Origin of the sequence: Paenibacillus sp. 2TAB23 (assembly GCF_052115165.1) — a bacterium.
Classification (GTDB): Bacteria; Bacillota; Bacilli; order Paenibacillales; family Paenibacillaceae; genus Pristimantibacillus.
Window position 1 is genome coordinate 145361 of record NZ_JBFRGD010000006.1, and the last position, 12499, is coordinate 157859.

9 protein-coding genes are annotated in these 12499 nt (G+C 49.7%); 1 reads left to right on the forward strand and 8 read right to left on the reverse strand.

All coding sequences use genetic code 11. The features are described 5' to 3' along the window. Window positions 1-15 precede the first annotated feature (15 nt). From gucD to AB4Z29_RS11525, 8 genes are all read right to left on the reverse strand, one after another. Window positions 16-1473 (reverse strand): alpha-ketoglutaric semialdehyde dehydrogenase GucD, encoded by a 1458-nt coding sequence (gucD, locus tag AB4Z29_RS11490; protein ID WP_441943193.1) that lies wholly within the window; start codon window positions 1471-1473, stop codon window positions 16-18. 31 nt (window positions 1474-1504) lie between these two features. Continuing rightward, window positions 1505-2380: a fumarylacetoacetate hydrolase family protein gene (locus AB4Z29_RS11495; protein WP_441943194.1), complete on the reverse strand. Its 876-nt coding sequence runs from the start codon at window positions 2378-2380 to the stop codon at window positions 1505-1507. A gap of 138 nt (window positions 2381-2518) precedes the next feature. Further along, window positions 2519-3277 carry an IclR family transcriptional regulator gene (locus AB4Z29_RS11500; protein ID WP_441943195.1) on the reverse strand — a complete coding sequence of 253 codons (759 nt, stop codon included), beginning with the start codon at window positions 3275-3277 and terminating at the stop codon, window positions 2519-2521. Between the two features lie 35 nt (window positions 3278-3312). Next, the gene (locus AB4Z29_RS11505; RefSeq protein WP_441943196.1) at window positions 3313-4938 is read right to left on the reverse strand and encodes a response regulator transcription factor; all 1626 of its coding nucleotides are present in this window, start codon (window positions 4936-4938) and stop codon (window positions 3313-3315) included. 10 nt (window positions 4939-4948) lie between these two features. Further along, window positions 4949-6697 (reverse strand): sensor histidine kinase, encoded by a 1749-nt coding sequence (locus AB4Z29_RS11510; protein WP_441943197.1) that lies wholly within the window; start codon window positions 6695-6697, stop codon window positions 4949-4951. Between the two features lie 69 nt (window positions 6698-6766). Further along, window positions 6767-7672 (reverse strand): carbohydrate ABC transporter permease, encoded by a 906-nt coding sequence (locus AB4Z29_RS11515; RefSeq protein ID WP_441943198.1) that lies wholly within the window; start codon window positions 7670-7672, stop codon window positions 6767-6769. 13 nt (window positions 7673-7685) lie between these two features. Beyond that, complete coding sequence (locus AB4Z29_RS11520; RefSeq protein ID WP_441943199.1) at window positions 7686-8585, reverse strand: ABC transporter permease; 900 nt, start codon at window positions 8583-8585, stop codon at window positions 7686-7688. Between the two features lie 100 nt (window positions 8586-8685). After that, entirely contained in the window at window positions 8686-10431 is a 1746-nt protein-coding gene (locus AB4Z29_RS11525) for an extracellular solute-binding protein (RefSeq protein WP_441943200.1), read from the reverse strand. Window positions 10432-10922: 491 nt separating this feature from the next. Here AB4Z29_RS11525 and AB4Z29_RS11530 point away from each other — a divergent pair, with 491 nt between their 5' ends. After that, entirely contained in the window at window positions 10923-12488 is a 1566-nt protein-coding gene (locus AB4Z29_RS11530) for a response regulator transcription factor (RefSeq protein WP_441943201.1), read from the forward strand. The last annotated feature ends 11 nt before the right edge of the window (window positions 12489-12499 follow it).

Here is a 12499-nt window from a genome sequence, read left to right on the forward strand (position 1 = left end):
ATGGATGGAAGCCGATCATGGCTTCATGAATACCGTCTTGACCGAAGTGAAAAATTCGATCGCCGCTTGTCCTTGTTCTCTTGAATGAGAGCTGGAGCCTTTCATTCCTCCAAACGGCGCCTGAAGCTCTACGCCTGCTGTCTCGGCATTAATGCGTACGAGTCCCGCTTCCATTTCCTGTACGAACGCAAGTGCGTTCGCGATATCCTTTGTATAAAGGGATGCGCTGAGGCCGAACGGCACATCGTTAGCCAGCTCGATAGCCGCGGCCAAATCGGCAGCCTTCATTAGCGAAAGCACGGGACCAAAGATCTCTTCCTGCGCGATAGCCATATGCGAATGGACGTCCTCGAAAACCGCAGGAGTGATGTAAAAACCGTTCTGAAGCTCCTCTTCTTCAGGCCGCGTCCCACCAAGCAATAACTTCGCCCCTTCTTCCTTCCCGGCCCTAATATACCCTAGCACCGTCTCATATTGCTTCTCATTGGCGCAAGGACCAAGCCATGTAGACTCTGATAAGCCGTTACCGACCCGGATCGAAGCCGTCTTTTCAATTAATTTGTCGCGAAAGGCTTCATACACGTCCTGTACGACGATTACGCGGCTCGTCGCTGTGCACTTCTGGCCCGTTGACTTGAACCCGCCGCTGATCGTCGCCTCCACCGCCAAATCAAGATCCGCATCGGCTGCCACTATGATAGGGTTCTTCCCGCCCATTTCTAACTGATATTTCGCGCCGCGTGCGAAAGCCGCCTGTCCGACGGACTTCCCTACCGCATTCGAGCCCGTAAACGTGATGCCATGTACATCCGGATGCTCGGCAAGTCCTTGCCCGATTTCCTTCCCTTCGCCGATGACCATATTCAGAACCCCTTTAGGCAGACCGGCCTCAAGAAAGCATTCCATTATGAATGCCGAGGTGACCGCAGTCTCCAAAGCAGGTTTCCATACAACCGCGTTTCCGTAAATCAGGGCCGGCGCGATCTTCCAGATGGGTATCGCAACCGGAAAGTTCCATGGCGTAATTGCCCCTACTACGCCCAATGGGACGCGTGTCGTGAACATGAACGCATCGGCGTCCGAAGCAGGAATGACGTCTCCGACCTTACGCATGCCTTCGCCGGCATAATAGCGCAGAATAGCCGCTCCACGAGCCGCTTCCCCTTTCGCTTCCGGCAGCGTCTTGCCCATCTCGCGCGTCATTATACGGCCGATTTCTTCAAGCCGCCTCTCCAACACATCAGCCGCTTTATACAGAAATGCGCCTCGCTGTGCGCCCGAGAGCTTGCGCCAGGACCCTCGCGCCGCGTTTGCGGCAGAAACGGCCATTTCAAGATCCTCCCGAGTCGACAGGGGTACGCAGCCGACGACTTCGTTGCGGTTCGCCGGGTTAACGCTTGTCGTTGATTTCCCTCGTTGCGGCGGCAACCACGCGCCGCCGATATAATTCGAATAGTTCTGTAATGATTCCATATTCAGCTCTCCTCCTTTTTTATGCCATTCATTAGGCTATGACTTTATTGATTAACGTTCCAATATGCTTAATCTCGATTTCAATGCGATCATGCGGCTGCAGCGTGAAGCTGTCCGGAGGAACCAAGCAAGTCCCCGTTAGAAGCACCGTTCCGTCGAACAAAAGATTGTCCCTCTTTAAAAACGACACAAGCTCATCCAGTCTCCTCTTCAGCAACCCTGTATTCGCCGCTATGTCGACGACGGCTTCTTCGTTCCGATAGATGCGCAGCCGCATGTCCAGATCATAGGGATCCTGTGTCGTCTCGGCGAGCCGGATGGCTGGCCCTATTGAGCAGGACTGCTTCCAGATCTTCGCTTGCGGGAGATAAAGTGGATTCTCCCCTTCGATATCCCTGCAGCTCATGTCATTGCCAATTGTGTACGCCACGATATCCCCTGCGGCATTTAATACGAGTCCAAGCTCGGGCTCCGGCACTTGCCAAGTGGAATCGCTGCGAAGCTTGACATTCCCTCCGGGACCGACAGTACGTGCAGATGTCGATTTAAAGAACAGTTCAGGACGTTCGGCATCATAGACTAGATCATAAAACGTTGAGCCTGCATCCGCCTTGCCGCCGGTCGCTTCGTAGTTGCGCGCTTCTCGGCTTCGCTGGTACGTGACTCCTGCCGCCCATACCTCCGGAGCATCCACCGGAGAAAGCAGCTCGAGCGTATTCCACTCTTCTTCCAAAGGCGTACCGTCAGCTATATCGGCATTGATAATCTCCAGCGGCGTCTTGCCCAGCCGTTCGGCTCTACGGAACAATTCCCATACATCCTTGTCCTGCAGCGCAAAAAACGCCTCATCGTCGGTTACCGCAGCTAGTACTTTACGCACGCCATCCTGAAATTGAATTAACCTCATAACATCACTCCTGGTTTTATAATATAGTACGACGTTCTATAATATAGCTATTATAAAACCTCTATCGGGTCCTCTCGAAGATGATTGACCGCGTTTAGAGGTGTGTTTTGGCAAATAATCGTTGCTAGACGAGGACAGCTACGCTCGATGTCCCAGTCTTTGAGAAATTTCCGCTGCGGTTTGATTCAATTCGACGATCAACCTCTCGAGGTCCTTATCGTCTACTCGCGATCGTAACGTCGAGACGCTAATCGCCGCCGATGTTAGCCCATGATGATCGAACACGGGTACGGCCGCGCACCTGACGCCGATCTCGTTTTCCTCGTCGTCGATCGCATAACCGCGCAGCCTGACCAGCTCCAGCTCGCGGCGGAATGCAGCCGCGCCGATGATGGTCTTCTCCGTCAGTCGAACGAAATCGTAACGCTCAAGCAAGCCTTCGATCCAATCCTGCGGCTGATAAGCACATAGCAGCTTGCCAACGGAGCTGGTATGCAGCATGACGCGCTTACCTACCCGGGAGTAACGGATCGGAGCGAGATGCCCTTCCACCTTGTCGATGTATACGCCATCATCGCCATCCAATATGACCAAATGTGTCGTCTGCCCAGTACTCTGCGTGTATTGCTCCAGGCTAGTCTTGGCAACTTGCCTGATGTCCATTGACTGCAGCACTTGCTGTCCCTTCTCAATTAGCCGCAAGCCAAGGCGATATTTCCCCGTTTCAACATCCTGCTCCATATAGCCGCGAGCCTGCAGCGTCTTCACCAACGAATGAACTGTACTCTTGTGCAATCCCATTCTGGCGCTGATTTCCGTTATCTTCAGCTCCGGGGTCCGTTCATCGAATAATTCCAGAATGAGCAGCGCCCGTTCAACGGCTTGTATGATCGGCATAATTTCTTACAACCACCTTCAAGTTCAATCTTTGCTTATATACGGTTCGACATCTGATTCCGCATTCCTGCCTGCTCCCGGAATTCCTGAGGGGACATACCCGACCACTTTTTAAATACGCGGGTAAATGAATGCGCGGCTTCGTACCCGACGCTGATTCCGATTTCCCCAATTTTGCAATCCGTGTTTTTCAGCCGATCTTTGGCTTTCGCGAACCTTGCGTCCTCAATATACTCCGACAGCTTGACGCCGCGCTCCTGCTTGAATAATCGCGACAAATAGGAGGGATTGAGATGAATCTCGTCAGCAAGGCGGACGAGTGATAAATCCTCGGCAATATGTACGTCAATGAATGCGCAAATTTTGTCGACGGCTGTTATGGCGCGGCTTTGTTCCCCTCGCTCCCGCACATCAAACATTTCCTTCGCGGCCGTTTTCAAGCTGCCAAAGCGATCCTGCCAAGAGGGGAAAGCATCCAGCTGCATGAAGTTTCCAGCCGAAAGCTGTCCTTGCTCATTCCATCGGTTGGAGTAGGATAACAATGCAAGAGCTATCGAGTAATACAGCTCCGAAGCATACGGCGAGGGCCAACTCCCATCTATGGCTGGCCTCGTCAATTCATCGAACAAACCATGAAACTCTGCTCTCCTGCCGCCTTCCAGGTGAGCCGTCAGCATCTCAGCCTTCTCGCGTGGAAAACGCCAGCGCATCCGAGAGGATGCTTCTGCCTCTCGAAGTCGCACGGATTGTACCATTTGCGTTCCGTCCCCTACCCGCAAGTGCTCATGTTCCCTTAGCTTATCGTATGCTTTGGGCAATGATTCCCATGCCGTCTCTTCGGCGCTCATCGTGACGGATAGCTTAACGGACAGCGATTCCTTGCTGGCGTCCTGAATGATCTCGAACATGCCTTCCAGAAACGTTACCGTCTTTTCGAAAGCGATTTCTATTGCCTCTTGAGACGGAAGCGGCTGGACAAGCCAGACGAGATCGCCGTAACGATCGATTACGCCTAGGCTCCTCGTTCTCTTTCCCAGATACGAGTCCGCCAGCAGCTTCACCTTTAAAGCCGTTTCCTGGCGATCGGCGTAAGAGCGGAACGACTCCGCCAAGGACAGGCTGCCAAGGGCGATCAGAACGGGAAGGAAAGGATCAAACGGGATGTTCAGTCTGCTAAAGTTCTCTTCCTTCGCAACGTCGGCTCCACCCTCGAACAGAAGATGACGCACATAATTGCCAATGGCAAGCGTCTCCAGAAAAATTTGGCTTTCCTTAGATCTTTGCAAGAGATCAGCCGTCCTCAATTCCTCTTCGATCTCGAGAACCGCTTGGCCTACTGCATCAATCAGCTTATTGTATCCTTCGCTCTTAAGCAAGTAACGAACACCAGGCCATTGAATGGCTTGATACATCGATTCGAAATCATGATATCCGGTAAGAAAGATGAGCTTGCAATGCGGCCAATTGGATCGGATCTCGTCCATTAAGGCCAGACCGTCCATCTCCGGCATTGCGATATCGGAGAGTACAATGTCAAACCGCGTTCTCCGCAGCCATTGCAGCGCCTCTTCACCCGAGTACGCCTTGTACATATCCAGATCCAGCTGCAGCTTGCTAAGAATCTCGTACAGCCCGTCGGTAATAATTTCTTCATCATCCACGATTAACAGCCTAATCGCCGCTCCCTCCTTTCTCTGCCCGCAAACTCAGCGTCGCCTGCAAGCCTCCCAGACTACTGCGGGCGACTGTCAGCCCGCCTCCTTCCAGCGTCATTCGGATGCGACGATGGATGTTAACCATGCCGGTAATCTCTCCTTGTTCATCCGCTTGGCACAGCGACCTCGTCATTCTCTCCAAATCCTCGTCTGTGAGGCGGTCTCCGTTATCCTCCACGATGATTCGCGCTTCCTCTGCATCCTTCTCGAAGCGCAACACGATTAAACCGTCGCGAGCTTTCTTCTCGAGACTATGTTCGAAAGCGTTCTCGATGATGGGCTGTACGATCAGCCTTGGAACGAGCATGGTGTTCCATTCAGGTGGCAGCGGCTGAAAGTCAACCCGTATCCTCCTTGAGAAGCGCATCTCCTGAATTTCAGTGTACATGCGCGCGTGCCTGATCTCATGCTTAAGCTGCACATTGTCCGACGCATTGCGCGTTACAAATTGAAAATATTCTCCCAGCAGCGTCGTGAATTGCTCAATACGATCCGTGTCTCCCGTCTTCGCCATCGTGTTGAGAATAAAAAAGCTGTTGTACAGAAAATGGGGATTAATTTGGGATTGAAGTTGCTTGAGCTCGGCCCTCTGGGCCAATATCTTCTGCTTATACGCCTGATCGATCAGAGCACGAAGGTTTGCGACCATTTGATTGAACCGGCCGTACAAATAACGGAATTCATCCTTCGAGGCATGATCGATGAAGATATCCAGATCCCCGCTCTCCATTCTTCGAAAGCTTTTCACAAAGGTTAATAGCGGTTTATGAATGAATTTATAGGTAGATAAAGCATATATGGCAATGATGGCTAACGACAAGGTAAGAAATAACCAAGCCCAGGTATAGAAGCGGTCAAGCGGCTCCTGGAATACCCGTCCCGGTATGAATCGAAATAGTGATAATTCCAGCTTCTCAGAAGCCGCATGCACGTAGTAATACCGCATATTCGATAAGTCTACGGTATTTGTATCGCGATGTATGACTTGATTCGACTTCGATAGGAAGCCGGCCATGTCTTGTTCCGGGAAAGCGTCAACTCCGTTGGTGATTGCGACGCCGTTCGTTCCATGCACCAGCATTGCTCCGCTGTCCGCGTACAAGTTGAATTGGCTTAGTTCATCCTGGAGAACCTTACTGTCCAACGCGATTTCTACGGTGAAGAGCGGTACCGCCTCTTTGCTCCCGCCAGGCTTGAAGGCACTTAGGAAGAGGCCGCCATTCCACTCTATGATTTGGGAATCGCTTCCGAACACAGAGCGAATACCCAAGTAACGTTCCTCGTCGAATTCCCGTGCCCCATCTCCTGACAAAGTCTTGCCGATGGGAGCGATATGAACGCTGACATCCTGAATGTAAATGCTGCTATTCTTTATGGTATAAATCCGCTTCAACAAAGAATTGATATGCTCCATACGGGCGATCGTGTCCATAGTCTCCCAAGTGAGTGCCAGTTCATTTAAGTCCTCATCATCCAGAAGGCTATATTGCAGCAGCTTCATCCGCTCAATTTCTTTCTCCATGTCTGAGAGATAATAGGCGATTTGCGATACAGCTGTCTTGGAAATATCTTCACGTGCTGTTTGAACGATCCAGTTATAGATATACACGCCGAGCGACCACATGGGCAGCATAATGAGCATAAAGGTAAGAAGCAGACGCAGAAAGATCGAGTTTCTGAGCGAAATACCATGGCCATTGAACAACAACGTCTCCCCCACCGTTTTCTTTCATTGTATCCGATTTTTTTCCTCCTGTCCTTTTCCGCTTGCCATTTAACCCTTTACACTGCCGAGCACGATACCCTTCACAAAGTATTTCTGCAGGAATGGATATGCCATAATGATGGGCAGCGAACCTAAAAAGATTTGTGAGGCCTTCAGCGTTCTATCGGAGATAAGGGCCAAATTCAGAAGTTCGTCCCTTGACACGTTGGACAGGTTCTGCTGGATGACGATCGTCTGAATGTAGCTCTGCAATGGATAATTGTCCGGATTTCCCATAAGAATCAACCCGTCGAACCAGCTGTTCCAATGCTCCACCATGGCGAATAGCGCTAGTGTCGCAAGGGCAGGCTTCGAAATGGGCACGTATATTTTCCATAATGTCGTCCATTGGCTCGCGCCGTCAATGAGTGCTGCTTCTTCCAGCTCCTTAGGGACCTCCCTAAAGAAATTGAGCAGCAAAATAATGCTGAATACCGGAACCGCCCCCGGCAGCACAAGGGCCCAGATTGAATTGAGAAGCCCGTACTCCTTAAGCGTTACGTACCAAGGGATCAAACCACCGTTGAAGAGCATCGTCAGGAAGAACGCCCAAGCATATACTAGCCGGAATCGAAGCGCATTCGACTCCTTCGACAACGGGTAAGCAACCATGATCGTCAGCAGCAAATTTAACGGCGTTCCAAGCGCCAGCCGCTTAACGGAAACCCACATGGATTGCCAGAACTCACCGCGGCTTGCGGTGTATTCGTAGGAAGCCAACGTGAAGTCAACGGGCCAGAGCCTAACCTGCCCCGCAGCCGCAGCCGAGCTGGAGCTGAATGAGATCGCGATAATATGAATAAGCGGAAATATGCAGAGTATGGCTACAAGCACCAGAACGATCGTGTTGACGATCGGAAACCACTCAAGCTTCCCTGCTTTTCTTGTCTTCGTTCTATTAAATGAATGGCTCATGGCTTCTCGCCTCCTAGAAGATCCGATATTTAGCAAAATGATAGGCAAAGAAATAAGAAGCCGAGATCAAGATCAGCGAGACAATTGATTTAAAAAATCCGACAGCCGTAGCCACGCCGTATTGCGCATCAAGCAAACCGATTCGGTAGACGAAGGTGTCTAGAATATCACCGCTTTCGTATACCTGGGGGCTATACAGGTTAAACACTTGATCAAAGCCGGCATTCAATAGCTGTCCTAAGCTCAGCACGGACAACAACACGATGACCATTCTCATCCCCGGCAGCGTAATATGCCATACTTTGCGCCAGCGGTTGGCGCCGTCGATTGTCGCAGCCTCGTACAAACCGGGATCGATGCCCGTAATGGCTGCCAAATACACAATCGTTCCATACCCGAAATTTTTCCAAACATCGGATCCCACCAGCGTAAAGGGGAACCAATTATTATCCCCTAGGAAAAAGATTTTGGGCAAGCCCATCGATTCTAGAAGTCCATTCACGATTCCGCCTGACGGCGAAAGAATATCGATCAGAATGCCGCCAAGCACGACCCATGAAAGGAAATAAGGCAAATAGATTGTCGTTTGAACCGTACGTTTCAACACCGCGTTCTTGACTTCGTTTAGAAGAATAGCGAACACGAGCGGCACTAACAGTCCCAAAATGAGTTTGAAGCTTGAAATCAGCAATGTATTTAACAACACCTGCGTGAAGCTCGGCAATTGCAAAACATAGGAAAAGTTGTCCCACCCGATCCATTGCTGATCTCCAAATAGGCCTTTGGCAGGTATAAACTTTTGAAAAGCGATTGCAATTCCGGCCATAGGCACATAAGAAAATAAAATGATAAAGATTAACCCCGGCACGATCATCAAGTGCAGCGGCAGCTCTCTCCTTGTCTTGGCTCCCATTCGATGTTGTCCCTCCTATGCGGTCATGAAACAGGGAGAGTAGAGGGGAACCACTCTCCGGTCTCTACTCTTCTCCGTTCATTCGCCAGCTGTCAGTCTCTTATTTCGTACTCGCATACCATTCGTTAACTTCTTTCGTTATCTGTTCTCCGCCAAGCTTCTTCCAATCCTCCACGAACTTGTCAAAGGTTTCGATCGGGTCGCCTAGTATGATTTTGACGAACACTTCGTTCTGCAGCTTCTCGAGCGTCGCTTTGCGCTCCACCATCGTCGGCGTTGGAGCTCCTACAAACTTTTCAAGAAGAAACTGGTTGTTTTTGTCGTACTGGTCCGTAATGCCCATCGAGCCCTGCTCGCTGTAGATTCGCTCCCAGCCCCATACGGCAAACCCTTCCTTCGAGCCCGAATAATACGAGTCCATCTTCTCCTGAATCGTCTTTGCTTCACCCGTTAGCGTAGACATATCGCCTGCCTTGCGAGCTGCGTCAATTGCGCGGAACGCTTCGACGTTTTTCTTCAACGGGTAAGGAGTTACCGGTGAAAGCTGCCATACGCTCTCGGCTTCAGGCGGTGCGAAATAATAACCAAAGTCGCCCGTTTTGCCCCAAATTTTCTCCAAATGCATGTTGAACAGCTTAATCAGCGCTTCTGGATGTTTGACACCCTTTTTCACTGCATAAAACCGGGCCGTGCTGAATTTAAGCGGAATCTTAGCCATATCGCCGGACTCCGTGACGATCGGAAACGCTTGCCACTGCGCATTAGCATCAACGTTTTTGTTCAATTGAAGCGGATAGATCGAATTCCATTGCTCGCCGTATTGCATGCCGATCTTGCCTCCGGCAATCAGCTCGGATACTTTGCTTCCATCCTTAATCCCAAACTCCGGATCCACTTGCCCGCCTTTGGACATTGCCTGCAGCGATTGAAGCGCCGTCCTTACTTCGGGCTGAATGCTTCCATAGACAAGGCCTCCTGAAGCATCCTCCACCCAAATATTCGGGAAAGCGTTGTAGCCTGCCATGAAGCCCTCCAGACCCATCGCGCCGCCCCATAGACTTTTGGTAAAGCCAAGCCCAAACGTATCCGGTTGGCCGTTGCCGTCAGGGTCCTTCTCCGTGAAAGCCTTGGATATCGCAAGTACGTCGGCCATCGTCTTCGGAGGCTGTAAGCCAAGCTTATCCATCCAATCCGTGCGGATCCAGATGAACATCGAACGTTCGATAGAAGCCTCCACCATTGGGATTGCCATCAGCTTTCCGTCCAGCGTTACCGCGTCGAACGGACTGGATCCCTCCTGCAGCAAAGCTTCCTTAAGGGCAGGAGAAGCATATTTCTCGTACAGCTCTGTCACGTCTTCGATCTGGTCGGAATCCGCAAGCTGCTTAAGCTGTGTTGCATTTACCGGAATGAAATCCGGCAAGTCTCCCGACGCCAAAGTCACATTGATTTTCTGCAAATATTGATCCGACGTAATATCTCCCTTGACTACCCAATCGTTGACAATTTTAATGCCAAGCTCTTCTTCATACACACGGGTCCAGCGGTTATTCTCCAGCGTTTCGTCCTTTAATACGCCGAGCACGTTATTCTCGACGACGTCGCTCAGATGTCTGACGAACGACACTTCGATTGGCGGATCGTATTTCACGAATGGACCATCTTCCGCTCCCTCGCTCGTTTCAGAATTGCCACCGCTGTTCGTGGTGCCCGTTGTGGCCGAAGGCTTCACTTCATTCTCCGGCTTGCCGTTTTCGCCCGACGTACAAGCCGTAAGAGCGAGTGCTGTAATCAGAAAGATCATGAACCCTTTTAGGCCTTTACCTGCTATCTTTTGCGTATCCATATTCTTACCTCCGGTTTCATAATCACTTCAGGAGCCCCTATTTGTATACGCTTTCAGTATATTCGATCTATATTTGGGCAACAATGTGCAACTCTTTACATCCTTACCCGTTGTTTACTTCCTAATTTGCATTAAGAAATAGACATGTAAGAGAAACGACCTATTACGGGCAATCTGGAGTGCTTCGTAATAATAGTCATCCGGCTGATGTCGCCGAATTTTGTATCGATGTCGATCACGGATTCCACATCCTTGAAGTTATGCGTTAGACTGCATCTGCCGATTTCAGCACCTTCCCTCTATCTGTTGAGTTCATGACCATGATCCTCAATAGTATATTCGATAGCCTCACGTTATGTAATTCCTTGCAATTACTATGAATTTGATTGTATAAATGAGTTTATACTTCAATTCTGCTTATAATAAATTCCATATTAATAGGTTTGCTCTAATTAATCGGCCTTAAATGATATCACGAAGGAGGAATATTCATGTATAAAGTACTAATCGTGGATGATGAGATTTTTGTGCGCAAGGGATTGATCAGTCTGATGGATTGGTCGTCACAACAATTTGAAATCTGCGGGGAAGCAGAAAACGGGGAGCAAGCACTGGAGCTTATCGAACAACTTACCCCTGATCTAGTCATTGTGGATATACGCATGCCCGTGTTAGACGGTCTGGAACTGATCCAAAAGGTAAAAGCGGAAGGCGACCATCAACCGCTGTTTATCATCTTAAGCGGGTACCCCGATTTCTCATATGCTCAGCAAGCCTTTCGTTTCAATGTGTCGGATTATATCCTAAAGCCGGTTGATGAACAAGAGCTTACAGCAACCTTGAAAAAAATAGCCATTACGCTAAATCAAAAACAGCTCTTATCGATAACGAGAGAAAAGCCGCTTATCGAAATCGTAATCGAAAGCTTGCTGCAGACCGAACCAAGCGAGCAAGTGATGGCGCGGATTGCCCTTGCGTTGGAGCTTCCGCTATCCTCTTCGTATACCTATTTCATTGCAGAAATACAGGATGAACGGCCTCATGGGACAATCGACTACTTTCCCGCGCTGCAAAGATCGCTCCAGCAATATTTTCATCATGAGGGACAACCTCTGCTCATTCATGTACGCGCGTACAATCAATATGGCATTATTGTGCCCCAGTTTTGGCTGGACAAGCAAAGCGAGTCCGCGTGGACAAGCTACGCCAAGCTGCTTGAGATGCTGGAGACGGAGCTTGCAACGACTATAGCTTTGTATATAGGTCATACGGCAAGCCATTTGAAGCGGATTGCTCACTCCGGGACCAGTGCCGAGGAATGCTTGAATTATCGTTTTGCCGCCGGCGTTAACGGCATCTTTATGGCATCGGAGCTTCTGGAGCTGCCCTTATATTATTTTGATGTGGATGAAGAACTGCATAGCAAGCTCATTTATGAGATTGAAGCGAATCGAAAGGATGGGTATAACTCTGCTATTGATGCGATTTTTAACTCCTTTCAGGAGCGGCATTTCGCTTCAGGCGCAGTTACGAATACGATAAGACGAATAATGATTGCTATCATCAATATCATCCGGCAGCTGGAAGGAAACGAAAAAGATTTGCAATGGTTGGACGAGTTGCTCAATTGGCAGATGAAATACCRCAATTTGAAGCAGCTAAGGCATGTTTTCTTGCAATTTATAGAAGAAGCAGCTAAATATATCGCGGAAAAGCGCGGAGAAAAGAACGAGGGCAGTATTGAAAAAGTAAAAAAATATATCGACAGCCACTACAAAGAAAATATTTATCTGAAAGGAATTGCTTCCGAATTTCATATGAATCCGGTCTACCTCGGACAGCTGTTTCGCAAAAATTACGGCGTTTATTTCAATGAATATGTGCTTTCGCTTCGCATCGAGGAGGCAAAGCGGCTGCTGCGGCAAACGAAAAAACGCATGTATGAAGTCGCGGATCTCGTAGGCTTCCAGAATGCCGATTATTTTGCTGCCCAGTTTGAAAAGCTGGAGAACATGACGCCAACAGATTATCGCAATAAGATGATCGGCAAAAAATAAGGAGGCTCCCC